Source organism: Pseudorhizobium endolithicum, assembly GCF_902153245.2.
GTDB lineage: Bacteria > Pseudomonadota > Alphaproteobacteria > Rhizobiales > Rhizobiaceae > Neorhizobium > Neorhizobium endolithicum.
Genome location: NZ_CABFWF030000010.1, coordinates 62,606 through 78,549, shown reverse-complemented (window position 1 = coordinate 78,549; position 15,944 = coordinate 62,606). Strand labels below are relative to the sequence as shown.

At 61.5% G+C, this 15,944-nt stretch carries 15 protein-coding genes and 2 pseudogenes; 14 read left to right on the top strand and 3 right to left on the bottom strand.

The features are described from left to right. The 11 genes and pseudogenes from RTCK_RS06270 to RTCK_RS06225 all read left to right on the top strand — a co-directional run. A pseudogene (locus RTCK_RS06270) lies at positions 1–210 on the top strand (thiamine pyrophosphate-requiring protein); the annotation flags it as partial. A 199-nt stretch (positions 211–409) separates the two neighbouring features. Then, positions 410–630: pseudogene (locus tag RTCK_RS20785) on the top strand (tyrosine-type recombinase/integrase); the annotation flags it as partial. A gap of 535 nt (positions 631–1,165) precedes the next feature. Beyond that, positions 1,166–2,401 (top strand): glycine betaine/L-proline ABC transporter ATP-binding protein ProV, encoded by a 1,236-nt coding sequence (proV, locus tag RTCK_RS06265; RefSeq protein ID WP_142592175.1) that lies wholly within the window; start codon positions 1,166–1,168, stop codon positions 2,399–2,401. 24 nt (positions 2,402–2,425) lie between these two features. Beyond that, positions 2,426–3,307, top strand: a complete 882-nt coding sequence (locus RTCK_RS06260) for an ABC transporter permease (RefSeq protein WP_142592174.1) — start codon at positions 2,426–2,428, stop codon at positions 3,305–3,307. 61 nt (positions 3,308–3,368) lie between these two features. Beyond that, positions 3,369–4,238, top strand: coding sequence for a glycine betaine ABC transporter substrate-binding protein (locus RTCK_RS06255; protein ID WP_142592173.1), 870 nt, complete (start codon positions 3,369–3,371; stop codon positions 4,236–4,238). A gap of 55 nt (positions 4,239–4,293) precedes the next feature. After that, positions 4,294–4,554: a helix-turn-helix domain-containing protein gene (locus tag RTCK_RS06250; protein WP_142592172.1), complete on the top strand. Its 261-nt coding sequence runs from the start codon at positions 4,294–4,296 to the stop codon at positions 4,552–4,554. Between the two features lie 85 nt (positions 4,555–4,639). Continuing rightward, the gene (locus tag RTCK_RS06245; RefSeq protein WP_142592171.1) at positions 4,640–6,196 is read left to right on the top strand and encodes an ABC transporter substrate-binding protein; all 1,557 of its coding nucleotides are present in this window, start codon (positions 4,640–4,642) and stop codon (positions 6,194–6,196) included. Between the two features lie 61 nt (positions 6,197–6,257). After that, positions 6,258–7,205 (top strand): ABC transporter permease, encoded by a 948-nt coding sequence (locus RTCK_RS06240; RefSeq protein WP_142592170.1) that lies wholly within the window; start codon positions 6,258–6,260, stop codon positions 7,203–7,205. Further along, positions 7,202–8,998: a dipeptide/oligopeptide/nickel ABC transporter permease/ATP-binding protein gene (locus tag RTCK_RS06235; protein WP_235988601.1), complete on the top strand. Its 1,797-nt coding sequence runs from the start codon at positions 7,202–7,204 to the stop codon at positions 8,996–8,998. The genes RTCK_RS06240 and RTCK_RS06235 overlap by 4 nt, the downstream gene beginning before the upstream one ends. Beyond that, positions 8,995–9,792, top strand: a complete 798-nt coding sequence (locus RTCK_RS06230) for an ATP-binding cassette domain-containing protein (RefSeq protein WP_142592169.1) — start codon at positions 8,995–8,997, stop codon at positions 9,790–9,792. Before RTCK_RS06235 ends, RTCK_RS06230 begins: the two co-directional genes overlap by 4 nt. 184 nt (positions 9,793–9,976) lie before the next feature. After that, complete coding sequence (locus RTCK_RS06225; protein ID WP_142520934.1) at positions 9,977–10,426, top strand: hypothetical protein; 450 nt, start codon at positions 9,977–9,979, stop codon at positions 10,424–10,426. A 35-nt stretch (positions 10,427–10,461) separates the two neighbouring features. Here the strand turns inward: RTCK_RS06225 and RTCK_RS06220 are convergent, their stop codons facing one another. Genes RTCK_RS06220 through RTCK_RS06210 form a run of 3 tightly spaced genes read right to left on the bottom strand, consistent with a single transcriptional unit; the run spans position 10,462 to position 12,489 of the window. Beyond that, positions 10,462–11,214, bottom strand: a complete 753-nt coding sequence (locus RTCK_RS06220; protein WP_142592168.1) for a sensor histidine kinase — start codon at positions 11,212–11,214, stop codon at positions 10,462–10,464. Next, positions 11,123–11,830 carry a sensor histidine kinase N-terminal domain-containing protein gene (locus RTCK_RS06215; RefSeq protein WP_142592167.1) on the bottom strand — a complete coding sequence of 236 codons (708 nt, stop codon included), beginning with the start codon at positions 11,828–11,830 and terminating at the stop codon, positions 11,123–11,125. The genes RTCK_RS06220 and RTCK_RS06215 overlap by 92 nt, the downstream gene beginning before the upstream one ends. After that, entirely contained in the window at positions 11,827–12,489 is a 663-nt protein-coding gene (locus tag RTCK_RS06210; protein ID WP_142592166.1) for a response regulator transcription factor, read from the bottom strand. The genes RTCK_RS06215 and RTCK_RS06210 overlap by 4 nt, the downstream gene beginning before the upstream one ends. Before the next feature lie 106 nt (positions 12,490–12,595). Here RTCK_RS06210 and dsbD point away from each other — a divergent pair, with 106 nt between their 5' ends. Genes dsbD through RTCK_RS06195 form a run of 3 tightly spaced genes read left to right on the top strand, consistent with a single transcriptional unit; the run spans position 12,596 to position 15,944 of the window. Continuing rightward, entirely contained in the window at positions 12,596–14,437 is a 1,842-nt protein-coding gene (gene dsbD, locus RTCK_RS06205) for a protein-disulfide reductase DsbD (RefSeq protein ID WP_235988600.1), read from the top strand. Beyond that, entirely contained in the window at positions 14,437–15,252 is an 816-nt protein-coding gene (locus RTCK_RS06200; RefSeq protein WP_142592165.1) for a TlpA disulfide reductase family protein, read from the top strand. Before dsbD ends, RTCK_RS06200 begins: the two co-directional genes overlap by 1 nt. After that, positions 15,249–15,944 carry a L,D-transpeptidase gene (locus RTCK_RS06195; RefSeq protein ID WP_142592164.1) on the top strand — a complete coding sequence of 232 codons (696 nt, stop codon included), beginning with the start codon at positions 15,249–15,251 and terminating at the stop codon, positions 15,942–15,944. The genes RTCK_RS06200 and RTCK_RS06195 overlap by 4 nt, the downstream gene beginning before the upstream one ends.

Sequence of the window (15,944 nt, the reverse complement as noted above, 5' to 3'; positions counted from 1 at the left end):
GAAGCCTGGCAAGCTGCCATTTCGGCTGGTCATCCTGTGGTGCTGGAAGTGAAGACGGATCCGGAGGTTCCTCCGTTGCCACCCCACATTGACTTCAAGCAGATGAAGTCGATGACCCAGGCCCTGTGGGCAGGTGATCCACATGCGGGCAGTGTGGTAAAGGGAACGGCGCGTCAGGTACTGAGCAGTATCCTGCCAAGCAAGGACTAGCTCGACGTCGATCGTGCTGGAGTCGCAGATGGGGCCATCGCGGCCGCGAACATCGTGCGCTTTTTTCGGCGTTGCCTGAGCCCGTAGTAAACAAACCACAGGTAATGCGCCGCTGGATCCAATGAGGTTGCGGTTACCCGCTCCGCGAGTTCATAGGAAGTACTTACCACCCAGAGCCAGGCCGCCGGCTTTCGCCGGTGACGATGCCTTTCCTAGTCGGGCCGGCCACTCGAATCATCTCAGCACTCGCCAAGATGCTCGACTGGTTGACGAGTGGGTGACGGCCATCGCTTACGGCGTGAGGACTACGCGACACACTCACTTCGACGCACGGAGGCTGGGATGATCTACAAGGCGACGGGCAATCTTCGTGCAATTCAGATCTTGCTCGGACACACTAAGATAGAGAACACGGTCTAGTACCTCGGAGTCGACATAGATGCACCGGAATTGGCGGAGCGATCTGAAATGTGCGGCCTCGCGCCAAGCGGGGCCGTGCCTCCGTCGCGAACCGCTGTGCGCCCGCAATTAAGTCGTTCGGACTGGCGATTGGGTTTCCTCGAAAGCGATCGTCATCCGTGGCCTAAGACCGGCCGTTACGTTGCTGCCGCCCCCCTCGGAAGAAGAATTTTCCGCCGTTATCCGGCGCAGCAGCGAGGAGATAAGGCTTCGCTGCCACGACCAGCCAATTTCTTAGACGTTTTTTTCATGGACATGATAGTTTTCGTGCCCTAGAAGGATGTCGCGGCGGGGGTTCAGGCAGAGCATGTCGATGCCGACCTAAGGAAAGTATCATGCTTTCTGCCGCTCGAATGAGGCAGAAAAACTCAGCGATGTTGCTTCATTCGCTGCCGGATATGCTCAGCATATGGATCTTGGTTCGTGATTCCGTGCCGGTTATTGTTGTCATTTTTGCAGGGGGTGTGCCTCGTCGTCGAACGAGGTTTAACGTTGTATGACCAATTCTTCGTCTTCTTCTTTGGCGTCCGCAGTTGGCTCCACAAGTAAGGTCTCCTTGAGGAACGTCTTCAAGGTTTTTGGTGAGCGACCGGACCGGGCGCTTGAAATGGTGAAGGCGGGGAAGAGTAAAACTGAAATTCACGCCTCCACAGGTTGCGCCATCGGCGTCAATGACGCCAGTTTTGATATACGCGACGGTGAGATTTTCGTCATCATGGGCCTGTCGGGGTCCGGAAAATCAACGCTGCTGCGTCTCCTCAACCGTCTGATCGAGCCGACGGACGGGTCGATCGAGATCGATGGCCGCGACATCACCACGATGTCACGAAAAGAACTCATAGAGATACGCCGGCGCGATATCAGCATGGTGTTCCAGTCTTTCGCCCTCTTGCCCAACCGAACCGTACTGAACAATGCGGCCTTCGGGCTGGAGGTTGCCGGTATCGGTGAGCAGGAACGGAAGGAGAAAGCCATGGCCGCCTTGGCGGCGGTCGGCCTGGACGGCTATGCAGACAGCCGGCCGAACCAGCTTTCCGGGGGGATGAAGCAGCGCGTCGGGCTTGCCCGGGCGCTTGCCAGTGAACCGACGATCCTCTTGATGGACGAGGCATTCTCCGCACTCGACCCGTTGATCCGTACCGAGATGCAGGACGAACTGGTCCGTCTTCAGTCGGAGCACAGCCGGACCATTGTCTTCGTCAGTCACGATCTCGACGAGGCTATGCGGATCGGCGACCGGATCTGCATCATGCAGAACGGCAGCGTGATCCAGGTGGGGACTCCGGACGAGATCGTGACGCAGCCGGCCAATGACTATGTCCGCTCCTTCTTCCGCAATGTTGACCTCACGCAGGTCTTGAAGGCCGGTGATATTGCTCGGAAGACGCAGGTGACGATCATCGATCGCCAAGGCGTTTCGGCCGCAGCGGCGCTGGAGCGGATGCAGAGCGTCGATCGCGAATACGCCATCATCGTGGGGCGCGACAGAACCTATCAAGGCATCGTCAGCCAGACCTCTCTTGTCGAAAAGGTGAAATCGAAGGCCGCAGACCCTTACCGCAATGCCTTCCTGACGGAGATCCAGCCGGTATCGGCGGGAGAGCCACTGTCGAGCGTGCTTGGAAGGGTGGCGGAAAGTCCCTGGCCACTGCCGGTCGTCGACGAGCGGGGGCGCTACGTCGGATCCATCAGCAAATCGGTGCTTCTCGAGACGCTTGATCGCGCCCACTGACCACATCAGAGATCGGATGCAATCATGAACTTCGACATTGGTGACGGCGTCGACACTGCCGTCAATTACATTCTCGACAATTTCTCTTCCACGCTCGATGCGATCGCCGCGGCCATTGGCTACGTCACTGGAGGTATCCAGGACACGCTGCTTGCACTTCCCATGGTGGTGGGGCTGGCGATCTTCGTTCTTCTCTCGCTTTGGCGCGTCGGACTGGGCTTTGCCGTCTTCACCGCCGTCGCTCTCTGGCTGGTCGACTATATGGGGCTGTGGCAGGCAATGATGGAAACGCTCTCGCTGGTGATCGCCTCGACCATCATCGCGATGCTCTTTGGCCTGCCGCTCGGCATCGCCATGGCGGCCAAGGATTCCGTCGCCTCGATCGTCCGGCCAATACTGGACCTGATGCAGACGATGCCGGCATTCGTCTACCTCATTCCCGCTGCAATGTTCTTCGGCCTCGGTGCCGTTCCGGGAACCATTGCGACGGTGATCTTCTCGATGCCGCCAGTCGTGCGCCTTACCAATCTAGGCATCCGACAGGTGGACGTGGAGTTCGTCGAGGCGGGCCAAGCCTTTGGCTGCACCGCCGCGCAACTCCTGTTCAAGGTGCAACTGCCGAACGCGCTGCCCTCGATCATGGCCGGTATCAACCAGACCATCATGCTGTCGCTGTCGATGGTGGTGATTGCGTCGATGATTGGTGCCGGTGGCATTGGCAATACCGTGCTGACGGGTATCCAGCGTCTGGATGTCGGCACGGGCTTCGAGGGCGGTCTCGCCGTCGTCATCCTCGCAGTGGTGCTCGACCGCATCACGCAGAGCTTTGGGAAGGAGCGGCCGGTCTTCTGGCGCAGCCTCTTCCCTGCCATGGCGCGACAAAAATCCGAGCAGGCATCCGCCTGACCGTCGCGCGCAAGCAGGTTGGGCATTCTGCCCTCTGCGAACCTTCAAAAAAGGAGCAACCATGATCAAGAAACTCGTCTCGCTGAGCATCGCCGCCGTTCTGGCTGGTGGCGTTGCCACGACTGCCCTGGCTCAGGACGCCAAGCCGGTGAAGATCGGTTGGGCCGCATGGTCCGACGCAGAATTTGTCACCAAGCTTGCCGCCAAGTTGATCAAGGACGAACTTGGCCAGGAAGTTGAACTGGTCCAGACGGACGTAGCACCGCTTTACCAGGGCGTCAGCCGCGGCGATCTCGACGCAATGATGATGGCGTGGCTTCCGCAGACGCATGCTGACTATTACGCCAAGATCAAGGACGATGTGGAAACACTCGGAACCGTCTACGATGGTGCCAAGCTTGGCTGGGTCGTACCGAACTACATCCCCGAAGACGCCATCAACTCGATCGAAGACCTCGCCAAGGACGAGGTCAAGGAGAAGCTTGGCAACACCGTCCAGGGCATTGACCCCGGTGCCGGTCTGACACGTCTGTCGGAGCAGGCGCTGAAGGATTACGGCCTGGACGACTACAAGCTGCAGATCTCCAGCGAGGCGGGCATGTTGACGACCGTCGACCGCGCCGTTCGCTCCGAGAACTGGTTCGTGGCGACGTCCTGGAGCCCGCACTGGATGTTCGGCAAGTATGACATTCGTTACATCGAAGATCCGAAGGGTGCCCTGGGCGAGGCCGAACATGTGGATGTTCTCGCCCGCAAGGGGTTCAAGGAAGACAATCCGGAGGTTGCCGAGTTCCTCTCCAGGATGAAGCTGCCAATCGACGATCTGCAGGCTGGCATGTTCAATGCGCAGGAGACCTCATACGATGAGGCCGTCGCGAAATACATCAAAGACCACCCAGACCAGGTGAACACCTGGCTCGGCCAGAACTGATCGACATGGGCCGTCCGGTATGCCGGGCGGCCTTTTATTCAGAAAGTAGGCTTTGATGTCTGATTTCTCCAATGAAACTGGAGCCGGTGAAGACGACACGCTCGGTGGACGGATCTCGCTGGCCCGCGATGCAGCTACGTTCTCCGTCGACGAAGCAGCCGCGTTACTTGGGGTAGAGCGGGAGACCTGGGCGCACTGGGAGAGTGATCGTGCGGCCCCGCGCGCCAACCGATTGGGTATGCTTGCCGGCATGTTGCAGGTCAGCGTCGGCTGGTTGTTGAGCGGCAGAGGCCGCGGCCCGAGCTACGGGGTCTGACGCCGGGCGTGTGTTCCAGCCTTGTCATCATGAATGACAGGGCTAACTAACCCTCGAAACGTGCCAAATCGAAAGGATCTTCCCCATGAAGAGGCTGTTTCATCGGGCGGCCTTTGCCGCCCTGCTTGCGCTGGTTGGTTTCTCACCGGCGACCGCGCAGACACCCCCGAATGTCTTGGTCGTCGGGCAGATTGCCGAGCCGAAGTCCCTCGATCCCCATGCGGTTACGGCGACGAATGATTTCCGCATCCTGGTCAATCTCTACGACGGGCTCGTTCGCTACAAGGATGGGACACTGGAGGTCGAGCCGGCGCTGGCCGAGAATTGGACGATTTCCGACGACGGGAAAACTTACACGTTCAAGCTTCGTCAAGGCGTCACCTTCCACGACGGCTCGGAGTTCAACGCCGAGGCGGTGAAGTTCAACTTCGACCGGATGCTGAAGGAGGATCATCCCTTCCATGATACCGGACCTTTTCCGCTGTCGTTCAATTTCTCGGCTGTTGAGGCCGTCAATGTGATCGACGACAGCACGGTCGAGTTCAAGCTGAACGAGCCATTCGCGCCCTTCCTGTCGAACCTCGCCTATCCGACCGGCCTCATTGTCTCGCCGGCGGCGGTTGAGCAGCATGGCAAGGATTTTGGGCGGCACCCGTCGGGAACCGGGCCTTTCAGGTTTGCCGAGTGGAAGTCCAATCAACTCGTGGCGGCAGAGCGAAACGACGCATACTGGGATGGCGCGCCGGCGCTGGAGGCGGTTGTCTTTAGACCGATCACCGATGCAAACACGCGCATCGCGGAAATGATGGCAGGCGGCATCGATATCATGGTGGAAGTGCCCCCGGACAACCTGGCGTCATTCCGCTCCGACGCCAACCTGAATGTCGTGGAGCAGGCCGGACCGCATGTCTGGTTCGCCATCCTCAACACCAAGGAGGGTCCGTTCGCGGACAAGCTCGTCCGACAGGCCGCAAACTTCGCCGTCAACAAGGAGACCCTCGTCAACGATGTACTCCAGGGTACAGCGACAGTTGCTGCGGGACCGATCCCGCCCGCCTTCAATTGGGTCGAAAGCTCGGTGGAGCCTTACCCACACGACCCGGAGCGAGCGAAGCAACTGCTCGCCGAAGCAGGCGTGGAAAATCCGAAGATCACCTTCTACGTGACCGAGGGCGGTTCAGGGATGCTCAATCCCGTCACCATGGGCGCCGCCATACAAGCGGACCTGCAGGCGGTAGGATTTGATGTCGCCATCGAGACCTACGAATGGAATACGTTTCTTGGGCGGGTGAATGAAGGGCTGGAAGGCAAGGCCGACATGGCCGAGATGGCCTGGATGACCAATGATCCGGACACGGTGCCCTACCTCACCCTTCGCACGGACGCCTCGCCAGAAAATGGTGGCTTTAATTCGGGCTATTATTCCAACCCGGAGGTCGATGAGTTGCTTGCCAAGGCCCGGACCTCCACCGACCAGGCTGAGCGTGCCAAGCTTTATGCGAAAGTGCAGGAGATCGTTCATGAGGATGCGCCGTGGCTCTTCGTGGCGAACTGGGTTCAGAACGCGGTGACGACCGCAGCCGTGCAAGGCTTCAAGCTCCAGCCATCCTTCCTGCTGCACCTGAAGGACGTCACCAAGTAGCCGTCACTGCCTTTGCCGGTTCCCTGACGGGAAGCCGGCGAACACTTCTCGGAGGCTGCTCATGCCTGCCTATGCCGCCAAGAGGCTGCTTTCGGTCTTTCCCGTTCTGTTCGGCCTCTCCGTCATCGTCTTCCTGGTGATGTCGATGATCCCCGGCGATCCGGCGACTGCCATACTAGGGGCCTATGCAACGCCGGAGAACGTGGAGCGCATCAACCGCGATCTTGGCCTCGATAAGCCGCTTGTGCAGCAGTACGTCATCTGGATCGGCAATGTCCTCCAAGGGGATTTTGGCCGATCCTTTGCCCTTAATCGTCCCGTCCTCGACGAGGTGCTGGAGCGGTTCCAGGCCACGCTGGTTCTTGCCGGGGTATCGCTCGTCCTTTGTGCGGTGATCGGTCTCCTCGCGGGGGTCGTCTCGGCGGTCCGTCAGTTCGGTTGGGCGGACAAGGTCATCACCTTCGTGGTCCTTGCCGGAATATCCATGCCGTCCTTCTGGCTCGGTCTGATCCTCATACTACTGTTCGCGGTGAAGTGGCGGCTGCTGCCGGCCAGTGGCATGTATGCGATCTATGGGGGCGGTGATTTCAAAGATCTTCTACTTCACTTGATCCTCCCCGCGACAACCCTTGCTGTTGTCGCCGCCGGTGTCATCGCCAGGTTGACGCGCGCCGCCATGCTGGAAGTTCTCCGCCAGGATTTCGTCCGCACGGCGCGGGCCAAGGGGCTGCCGGAACGGCAGGTCATCTACCGCCACGCCTTTCGTGCAGCTGTCGTCAGCGTCATCCCCGTCATAGGGATACAGGCAGGCTTCGTGCTCGGCGGCGCCGTCTACATCGAGACCGTTTTCCAATGGCCCGGCATCGGCGCCATGCTCGTCAACGCCATCTCGACCCGCGACATACTTCTCGTGCAGGGGGGAGTCCTCGTCGTGGCAGCGAGCTATGTTCTCTTCAACCTTGCCGCCGATATGCTGCAAACCATGCTTGACCCAAGGATCCGCTCATGACCGACAGCCTTATGGTGGTGCCGGCGCCGAAGGCGGGGTCGCAGCGCGTTTCATCTTGGAAACTGCTCTTCCATAACCGGCTTGCGTCCATCGGGCTGTGCCTGTTGGGGATGCTCGTGCTGGTCGCGCTCCTGGCGCCGGTCTTGCCGCTGCCCGATCCGAACGCGACGGCGCCGGCAGAGCGTCTGCGACCGGTCCTGTCCGAGGGCCACCTTCTCGGCACGGACCAGTTGGGGCGCGACATCCTCAGCCGCCTCATCTGGGGCAGTCGCGTTTCCATGACCGTTGGCTTTTCGGCGACGCTGGTCGCGGCGGTGATCGGTTCGGCTATCGGCCTCGTCTCCGGCTATGCGGGCGGCCGGACCGACAACCTGATGATGCGCGGCGTCGACATGCTGATGGCCTTTCCCTACATCCTTTTGGCGCTTGCAATCGTTGCGGTGCTCGGGCCGGGGCTGATGAACGCGCTTTACGCGATCGCAGTCGTCAACATCCCCTTCTTCGCCCGCAACGTCCGGGGCGTGACCCTGGCTTTGTCCCATGCGGAGTTTGTCGACGCAGCACGTCTGTCCGGCAAGGGCCATGTCTCCATACTTGCGACCGAGATCCTCCCCAACGTCCTGCCGGTGATCGTCATCACCATGTCGACGACCGCCGGATGGATGATCCTGGAAACGGCAGGCCTGAGCTTCCTCGGCCTAGGCGCGCAACCGCCCCAGGCGGACCTAGGCTCGATGCTCGGCGAGGGCAGGGCGCAGCTCTTCACGGCGCCCCATGTCTCCGTCGTGCCGGGCGTGATGATCTTCCTGATTGTCATCAGCTTGAACGTTCTAGGTGACGGCATTCGCGACGTGCTTGACCCACGTCTGCGATCGGGTGCGCTTCTTCGCCCAGGTCCCCGTACGGCTGTCGATCCGGATCGGACAGTACCGAAGCCTGGCAACGCCGATGCCGTGCTGGATGTCCAGGGGTTGGAAACAGGCTTCACCCGCAACGGGCACTATTCGGCCGCCGTGAAGGACGTCTCGCTTTACCTTCAGCCGGGCGAGTGCTTGGGATTGATCGGCGAGAGCGGGTCGGGCAAGAGCGTGACCGCGCTGTCGATCATGGGACTGGTGAACTCGCCGCCCGGAATCATTCGCAACGGCGCAGTCTACCTCCATGGTGAGGATGTCCTCGCCATGCCGGAGACCAAGCTGATTGCCTGCAGGGGAAGTCGGGTTGCCTATATCTTCCAGGACCCGCTGACGACATTGCATCCGATGCATCCCATTGGCCGCCAGGTGGAGGAGGCGATCGCCGCACATCAGAGGCTGGACCGCAGTTCCCTTCGGGAGTGCAGCATCGCGCTTCTCGAACGGGTCGGCATTCCGGATGCCGGCGAACGTGCGAAGCACTTCCCTCATCAGCTTTCCGGCGGGCAGCGCCAGCGCGTCGGGATCGCCATGGCGCTCGCCAACGATCCGGATGTCATCATTGCCGACGAGCCGACGACGGCGCTGGATGTCACGGTCCAGGCCCAGATCCTCGATCTGCTGCGGGAGCTTCAGAAGGAACGGGGAATGGCGCTTCTGTTCATCACCCATGATTTCGGGGTGGTTGCGGACATCTGCGACCGTGTCGCGGTCATGAAGGATGGCGAGGTGGTGGAGACGGGCGACACGCGGGGCCTGTTGGCCAATCCCCAGCACGCCTACACGAAGCGGCTGATCGCCTGCGTTCCAGAGATCGGACAGGGAAAGCAATTCCTGGAGCACGTATCGGCGCTGTTCCGGCCGGAGAACTGGCCATGACGCCGCATATGCTCGAGGTCCGCAACCTCACCAAGACCTTCGGAGGCGGCCGCGCCCTGTTCGGCGGCAGGCGGCACATGGTGACGGCGGTTGATCGGGTTTCGCTGGCACTACGGCCCGGGGAAACGCTGGCCGTGGTGGGCGAAAGCGGGTCTGGCAAGAGCACGCTTGCTCGGATGCTGGTCGGGCTGGAGAAGCCGACAGCCGGCGAGATGATGATTGCGGGCCGAGACGCGGATGAACTGCGCCGGCAAGGCCCGCGTGCCTTCGGCAAGATAGTCCAATACGTATTTCAGGATCCCGTTGCGTCGCTTAACCCGCGCAAGACGATCGGCGAGATCCTGGAAACCCCGTTGAGACAGCTGAACCGTTATGACGCGGAAGAGCGGCGGGCCAGGATGACAGAACTCCTCGACGCAGTCCGGATGCCCGCCGACACCCTGAGCCGCTATCCGCATGAATTCTCGGGTGGGCAGGCACAGCGCATCGCGATTGCAAGGTCGCTCGCCGCGGAGGCGCAGATCCTCATCCTGGACGAGCCGGTCAGCGCCCTCGATGTCTCCGTTCAGGCGCAGGTCCTGCTCCTGCTTCAAGAGCTAAAGCAGAGCTTCGGCCTTTCCTATCTGTTCATTAGCCATGACCTTGCGGTGGTGGAAGCCGTCTCCGACCGGGTCGCGGTGATGCGGTCCGGGCGTCTCGTGGAAGAAGCACCCGTCGATGCTTTGTTCAGCAATCCGCAGGACCCCTATACACGCCAGCTCATCAGCAGCGCGCCAAAGGTCCACAAGCGTTAACCTGGACATTTAGAGCTGGACTGTCCGCTTATGATGCCGGTGCTTTAGCAGCGAGCGGTCCGTACTCGGCCCATTAGAGACAGGCATAACTGGCTCCCAAATCTTTATACGATATAATATTTTCAAGGCCGGTAGCGGAACCTTGTGCATCCCCTGTGGTTCCCGCGCAGAGGAGATCAAGACCATGGCCACGACAGCGAATCGGGTCAGCGCCCAGACATCCGACGAGATCAACAACGGCCTTCGCTGGCAGATGGAAGAGAGGCTCGCCTACTACGAAACCCACCCGGACCAGATCGCAGTGAGGCTGGCCGAACTCGATCGGGAATGGGACATCGAGCGGACGCTTGAGGCGAATGCTTCCACCTTGGCATTCACGGGAACGATGCTGGCGGCCACTGTGGACCGAAGATGGCTTGCACTACCGGCGATCGTAACCGGCTTTCTCTTCCAGCACGCTATCCAGGGCTGGTGTCCGCCGCTGCCAATTTTACGCAGGCTGGGCTTCCGAACAGCAGAAGAGATCAATCAGGAGCGCTATGCGTTGAAGGCGCTCAGAGGTGATTTCGACGTCAAGGGCGGCAGCAAGCTCGATACCGTTCTGCGAGCCGTTGGCATCAGACGCAGCACATGAGGGGGACTCCTGGCGCTGCGACAATAACTGAAGGCTCAGACCGGGAACGACGCTCTCGCGACGAACCAGCGGCCGCCTCGCTCGAATGTTAGGCTTCCGCCCAGGCGGTCGAGCGCCATCTGGACGATCGACAATCCGAGTCCGCTGCCATGGCCATGGGCCTTGGATCCTCGGAAGAAGCGTTCCGTGGCGCGCTTTTCGTCCTCCTGCGGGATCCCTGGCCCCTGGTCCAGGATATCAACGCAGACTTCGTCATTCCTCGCGAGGACGCGGCACCTGACTTCACCGCCGTTTGGAGAGTGCTGGATGGCGTTCTCCAGGAGGTTGCGGATCGCCAGACGAACAAGGATCCTGTCGCCCCGGATGACGGTGGGTGACTGAGCCTGATCCGCGAGTTCCATCGCCACGTGAACGTCGTTCGCCGCAAGTTGCGTCTCCAGTTCAGAAGCGATCTCACTTAGAAGGACCGCGAGATCGACATCCTCGTCCCTTGCGATGTCTTGTGACGCATCGACCGCGGCAAGATCGATAAGCTGCCTGACCATCCGGCTGGTTCGGTCGACGCTTGCGGAGATGCGGGAGAGGGCGTCGCGCTGGACGCTCGGGTCGTCGGTTCGAAGGGCAATCTGCGCCTGGGTCTTGAGACCTGCGAGCGGCGTCTTCAGTTCATGCGCGGCATAGGCGGTGAAGCTCCGTTCACGGTCTCGTGCTTCGGCCACGCGCCCGAACAGGCTGTTCAGCGCCCGGATGACCGGCCGCACCTCCCGCGGGACGGTGCCAGCCTCCAAGGGATGAAGCTCCGATGCGGAACGGCCGGAAAGTTCCCTCGGCGATGCGCGTCAGTGGGGCGAGACCTCGACCGACGCTCAGCCAGATCAGCCCCGCAAGGATGGGGAGGATAACGATGCCCGGAACGAGAAGTCCCTTGATGACGTCGCCGATCAGCCGGTCGCGAATTTCAAGGCTGTCACCGACCAGCACGCGGACGCCAAGCGTTGGATTGACGACGGCATAGACGCGCCACCGTTCTCCGTCGATCTCGGTTTCTTCGAAGCCATCCGTATGGCTGGCGAGCGAGGTTGCGGGTGCGCTTTCCGAGCGGCTGACGAGGCTGCCCTGAAGCGACCAGATCTGGCAGGAAAGCTGGCGGCTGTAGCTGCCGCGGGCTTCTTCGAATGGCGGTGGGGGAGCATTCGCGGCTGCCGCATTGGCTGCGGCAGCGGGATCGATCTGATGATCCGTGATCAGCGAACTCACCATGCGGGCCGCTTCCATCAACCGGGCATCCAGCACGCGCTCGACTTCGGCTTGCGTGCTGGCATAGATCCAGGCGGCAGCGAGGAGCCACACCGCGCCGGTTGTGGCAATCAGGATCGCAAACAGCCTGATCCGTATGGAGTTCATTGTGCCGCCCTCAATCGATAGCCTGCGCCGCGCACCGTCTCGATGAAGCTCGCCCTGAGCTTGGAGCGCAGCTTGTGGACGTGAACCTCCACGGTATTGCTCTCGATTTCCTCCTGCCAGCCGTACAGTTTCTCTTCCAGCTTGGAGCGGGACAGGATGACGCCGGGCGTCTCCATCAGCGCCTGCAGGATGACGAACTCCCGCCGCGAAAGGGATATCGCCGTGCCGGCACGCGATGCGGACATGCGCGCCGGGTCGAAGCTTACGTCCTTCCACTCGAGCAGCCCTGAGGCCCTGCCATGGCCGCGGCGGACGATGGCGCGCAGCCGCGCAGCGACCTCGTCGAGATCGAAAGGTTTTCCGAGATAGTCGTCGGCTCCCAGGTCCAGCCTTGCTATTCGATCGGCAACCTCGTCTTTCGCAGTCAGGAGGAGAACAGGGGTGCGGTCGCCCGACCGGCGCATCTTTGCCAACACGTCGAGACCAGTTCCGTCCGGGAGCATGAGGTCGAGGATGACCGCATCGAAACGGTCCGCCTCGATGGCCGCGTCGGCGTCGGCCACCGATGCCACGGCGTCGACCGTGAAGCCGCACATCTGCAGCCCGACCTTCAGGCCGTCCAATAGGATCTCGTCATCTTCCACGACCAGCAGGCGCATCACATCCTCGTCTAGGTTTACTCCCTCCCTGTGCCCGCCACCTTAAGGCTGCCTTAAGGTTGGGAGGAGAGACCGCCGCTCCATATCAGGCAACCGGAGCGGATCCTTGCGCTTCTTCCTCTCGATCTCAAGTTGCATCGTGACCTTGGCGGCGTCGGCGGTAGCCTTCGCCATGGAACCGCCGCTCCCCATGGATCAGGCCTTCCGCATGGAGGCCCGGCGCAACGGTGCTGACGTCGCCATAAGATGGCAGCTTGAGGACGGCTACTATCTCTATCGGGATTACCTGAGCGCGACGGGTGCAGATGGCAAGCGCGTCGAGATCGCAACTCCGGCTGGCGTCATCAAGGAGGATCCCGGATATGGAAGCACCGAGGTCTATTACGGAACGGCCACGGCAACGATCGCGGGGCCGATCACCGGCTCCTTGAAGGTCACCTACCAGGGCTGCCAGGACGGCGGCCTCTGCTATCCTCCGACCACTGTCGATATCGACCCTGCGGCGCTTGCGCCCATCAGCAATAGCGAACTGGCTGCTCCCCCAATCGCGCTGCAATCGCAGGCAGCTTTCCCTCTGGTCTCCAAAGCCGTGACGGAACCCGCCGACAGTCCCGGTATCCGTATTTCGGACCAGTCCTCCAACGGAATCGTCGGATCTCTGCTCGACCGCGGCGGCGTGCTGTTGCTGCTCGCCGGCTTCCTGGGGCTCGGCGTCCTGCTGGCCTTCACGCCATGCGTGTTTCCCATGTACCCGATCCTTGCAGCGACGCTGTCGAGGGAGGGCGAGAGCCTGTCGGCCGGACGTGGATTTGTATTGTCGTCAACCTATGTCCTTTCCTTGGCAGCTGCCTTCAGTCTCTTCGGCGTCATCGCTGCAGGGTGGGGCCAGAGCTTCCAGATCGCGCTGCAGTCTTCTGCTGCCACACTCGTCGTTGCCGCCATCTTCGTAGCTCTGGCACTTTCTAGCTTCGGCCTGTTCGAACTGCAGCTTCCGTCCTTCCTCAGGAACCGGCTTGCCGCGCGCCGCGGTTCAGGAGGTTCATTGGCGTCTTCGGCGGCACTCGGATTTTCCTCCGCTCTGGTCATCGGGCCCTGCGTCACGGCTCCGTTGGCGGGCGCGCTTCTCTACATTGCGCAGACCGGAGACGTCGTCCTCGGCGCGACGGCCCTGTTTGCGCTCGGCGTCGGCAAGGGCATCCCGCTGATCCTGATGGGGACCTTCGGATCGGGCCTGCTTTCTCGTGCAGGGCAATGGATGGAACGCGTCCGGCAGGTCTTCGGCTTCCTCTTCCTCGCCACCGCCGTCTGGCTTCTGGACCGTCTGCTGCCTGCCGGCACGGGTCTTCTGTTGTGGTCCATCCTGGCGATCACCTTCGCCGTCTTCATCGGAGCCTTCGATGAGATGCGACCCGAGGCCGATGGCGCTGCACGGCTTGCCAAATCCGCGGGCATGTTGGCGGGTCTCTACGGCGTCATCCTAGGGATTGGTGGCCTCTCGGGCGCAACCGATCCTCTGAAGCCTCTCGCGACCATCACTGTCGCGCGCTCCGGAGACGCGACAACAACGAAAGCGATCGGCAAGGACTTGTTTCAGTCCGCGGCCTCCACATCCGAACTATCCTCGCTGCTGGCAGCCGACGGGGGAGGCACCCCCTCGCTTGTCTACTTCACGGCCGACTGGTGCGTCACCTGCCGGGTAATCGAGCGATCCGTTTTTCCGGACCCGACAGTGGCAAATGCGCTGGATGGCGTCCGTCTGATCTCGGTTGATCTCAGCGAGATCAACGAGGCCAACCAGTCGCTGATGAAGGAACTGCAGGTCGTCGGGCCGCCGACTATGCTGTTCCTCGACGGCAACAACAATGAGATTGCCCACAGCAGGCTGGTGGGAGAAATCACTGCCGACACCGTTACGAAGTCTGCGTCAGCCGCCAAGAGCCCTCCCTGATGAACGCGGTCTCCTTCGGTCCCTTCGCGTTCGACGCGGAACGCTTCGCTGCCATCGCGGGCATGGTCGTGTTTCTCGCTGCGGCGTCCGTTCTTGCCCACCGGGTCGACGACAGGCTCGGACGCTGGTCGTCCTGGACGGCGGTCGTCGGGCTTGCGGCGGCGCGCATCGGACATGTTCTGCAGCATGCCGGGAGCTTCGCTTCAGAGCCCTGGCGTGTCCTTGCGGTGTGGCAGGGCGGCTTCTCCTGGAGCGGAGGTGCGGCAGGCGTCGCCGTGATTCTCGTCCTCTTGTTCCTGAGAAGCCGAAAGCTTGGCGCATGGGCCGCGGCAAGCGTTGTGGCAGGCGTTGTTGCGACGGCGGCGACACTTGCATTGACCTATTCCAGTGCGCGGCTTCCGCCGCCGACGTGCGCGTTCCGCATGCTCGATGGTGCCGAAACCACGGTCGGTGGCAACGGTCGTCCCACGGTTCTGAACTTATGGGCCACCTGGTGCCCGCCTTGCCGCCGCGAACTGCCGATGATGGCGGAACTCGCAGCCAGAACGGCCGATGTCGACTTTGTCTTCGCAAACCAGGGCGAGCAGACGGCAACAGTGGCCGACTACCTCCGGAGCGAGAACCTCGACCTGCCGCTGGCAGTGCTTGATCCGCAGCTTCTGCTGAGCAGCCATTATTCGGCGGTCGGGCTTCCCGCGACACTCTTTCTCGCAGCCGACGGTACGCTCGCCGGCTCCCATCTCGGTGAGATTTCCCGCGAGGTGCTCGCGGAAAAGATCGACGAACTCAAATTTCAACAAGGAATATCCCGATGACACCTGCCAGAGCGACCGCTCCGCGGCTCCCGCTAACGGCTCTGCTTCTCGTCATCGGGTTGTCGGCCTGCGCGCAGACGGCTGCGGAACCTCCATCCATCGAAACCCCGAAAGCGGATCCGTCGCTTGCCAGCATGTATGGTGCGATCAGGGATGGCGACGAAACGATCCCCGGCGTGGACGTGTCGAAGATGGACCCGAAGAACGTCCGCCAGGTGGTGGATTACAAGACGGGCTATCCACCGGGCACGATCGTGGTCGATCCACATTCCCGCTTCCTCTACCTCGTCATGAAGGGTGGCAAGGCGATGCGCTACGGCGTCGGCGTCGCAAAGGCCGGCACTGAGTTCGAAGGCGAGGCCGACATAGCCCGAAAGGCGCGCTGGCCCGGCTGGGTGCCGACCCAGAACATGATCAAGCGCAATCCGGAGCGCTACGGCCCTTTTGCATCGGGCCTGGAGGGTGGCATCATGAACCCTCTGGGAGCGCGCGCCCTCTACCTCTACCAGGGCGGCAAGGACACGCTCTACCGCATCCACGGCACCAATGAGCCCTGGACGATCGGCAAGTCGGTCTCGTCCGGCTGCATCAGGCTGTTGAACCACGACATCATTGATCTGCACCGACGCGTGCCGAAAGGCGCGAAGGTCGTCGTGCTTGGACCCGAACAATCCGGAAAAGGAGAAGTATGA

What these genes read in the sequence shown, in the direction of transcription:
- RTCK_RS06225 (WP_142520934.1), top strand. Translation starts at nt 9,977, where the DNA reads ATGGCCACGACAGCGAATCGGGTCAGCGCCCAGACATCCGACGAGATC.
- RTCK_RS06250 (WP_142592172.1), top strand. Translation starts at nt 4,294, where the DNA reads ATGTCTGATTTCTCCAATGAAACTGGAGCCGGTGAAGACGACACGCTC.
- RTCK_RS06240 (WP_142592170.1), top strand. Translation starts at nt 6,258, where the DNA reads ATGCCTGCCTATGCCGCCAAGAGGCTGCTTTCGGTCTTTCCCGTTCTG.
- proV (WP_142592175.1), top strand. Translation starts at nt 1,166, where the DNA reads ATGACCAATTCTTCGTCTTCTTCTTTGGCGTCCGCAGTTGGCTCCACA.
- RTCK_RS06260 (WP_142592174.1), top strand. Translation starts at nt 2,426, where the DNA reads ATGAACTTCGACATTGGTGACGGCGTCGACACTGCCGTCAATTACATT.
- RTCK_RS06215 (WP_142592167.1), bottom strand. Translation starts at nt 11,830, where the DNA reads ATGAACTCCATACGGATCAGGCTGTTTGCGATCCTGATTGCCACAACC.
- RTCK_RS06210 (WP_142592166.1), bottom strand. Translation starts at nt 12,489, where the DNA reads ATGCGCCTGCTGGTCGTGGAAGATGACGAGATCCTATTGGACGGCCTG.
- RTCK_RS06195 (WP_142592164.1), top strand. Translation starts at nt 15,249, where the DNA reads ATGACACCTGCCAGAGCGACCGCTCCGCGGCTCCCGCTAACGGCTCTG.
- RTCK_RS06230 (WP_142592169.1), top strand. Translation starts at nt 8,995, where the DNA reads ATGACGCCGCATATGCTCGAGGTCCGCAACCTCACCAAGACCTTCGGA.
- RTCK_RS06200 (WP_142592165.1), top strand. Translation starts at nt 14,437, where the DNA reads ATGAACGCGGTCTCCTTCGGTCCCTTCGCGTTCGACGCGGAACGCTTC.
- RTCK_RS06235 (WP_235988601.1), top strand. Translation starts at nt 7,202, where the DNA reads ATGACCGACAGCCTTATGGTGGTGCCGGCGCCGAAGGCGGGGTCGCAG.
- RTCK_RS06255 (WP_142592173.1), top strand. Translation starts at nt 3,369, where the DNA reads ATGATCAAGAAACTCGTCTCGCTGAGCATCGCCGCCGTTCTGGCTGGT.
- RTCK_RS06245 (WP_142592171.1), top strand. Translation starts at nt 4,640, where the DNA reads ATGAAGAGGCTGTTTCATCGGGCGGCCTTTGCCGCCCTGCTTGCGCTG.